The 1173-nt window shown below is 67.6% G+C and carries 1 protein-coding gene and 1 pseudogene; both read left to right on the top strand.

All coding sequences use genetic code 11. The annotated features are described in order from the left end of the window. Positions 1-211, top strand: a 211-nt coding sequence (locus AB0N17_RS46820) for a hypothetical protein (protein ID WP_366017746.1), incomplete at its 5' end; no start/stop codon positions are given. A 692-nt stretch (positions 212-903) separates the two neighbouring features. Next, positions 904-1173, top strand: a pseudogene (locus tag AB0N17_RS46815) (hypothetical protein); the annotation flags it as partial.

Here is a 1173-nt window from a genome sequence, read left to right as displayed (position 1 = left end):
GGATTCCGTCAACGATGAGCTGCTCGTCGGCCGGTACGGGCATGCGGGCTCGGGGTGGCCGCCTGGCTCTGCGGCTGCTGGGGATTCTCGGTTCGCGTACGGACCGCTGCCGGTCCTGGACGGTGACCTGACCGGCTACGGCCGCGGCGGCCAGCTGGTGGAGTGCCCGGCGCGCACGGTGGCCCAGCTCGTGGAGTGGACGCTTGGGTAGCCGGTCGGGGCGCCCGCGCTGAACCGCTTCGGCCAGGCGGTCGATCCGCTGATCGTTCGGGGCGACTGCCTCGGCCATGGATGTTCACCTCGTCTTGTGCGCGACGACTTGGGTGGTCGCCGTCTGTGCTGGTCAACGAGCCAGACGCCGGGTGATCCGGTGCGACTTTCCCGCGCCCGGGACCACTTCAGGCTCCGGTCAGTCGAAGTCGGCGGCGTCCCTGTCCGCGCGAAGTTCGTGTGTTGGCCCTCGGATGTCATCTGCGGGTTGATCTCGCCATGCGAGCCGTCTTGCGGTCGCACATTGTGCACGCGATGTGCGAGTAGCGGCGTGGGCTGTCTGACCGGCCCGATGGGAACCTGTGGTCCTGAAGCGGGTCGAGGGTGATCTTTTGGAGCGGGGCCCTGACAATGGATCTCGATGGTCCGGGGAGGTGTGTCCACCGTGGGGGGAGGGCTCCGGATCCGGAAGAATTCAGGTAGGACGCCGTCGCGCTCTACCGTGCCTCGGCCGGGAAGCGGGACGTATGCGGGAACGCCCGGTCGATGCGGATCAATCACATCTTGGGCCACGCGAACCCGATAGTCTGACCGGCGTCTCGGTAGCCCGTCCGGGCGGCTGTCTGCCCCGGACGGTTGAGCTGCCGATGGCGCAGAATTGCGATCATGAAGTCGCTATGACCCACTCATTTCATGATCAGATACGCGATGCGCACGCTCTGCGCCGCCACCCTCGTGGCCGCTCCCCTCGTCCTGACCGCGGCGCCTGCACAAGCCCTGACTTCATGTACGGTCAACGGCCGTCCCGTGTCCGGTACCACCGTCAGCGGTACTGCCGGCTCGGATTACATCAGCTGCGGCGCCCTCGCCCCGGGCGATAGCGTCAGTGGTTTGGGCGGGAGCGACTACATCCTCATCAACGGCACCGTGGCCGGCACCGTCGACGGCGGCGCCGGCAGCGAC

This window comes from Streptomyces sp. NPDC051133, assembly GCF_040682635.1.
Lineage (GTDB): Bacteria > Actinomycetota > Actinomycetes > Streptomycetales > Streptomycetaceae > Streptomyces.
Note: the sequence above shows the minus strand (reverse complement) of the source record. Positions and strands in the feature narration are given on the sequence as shown.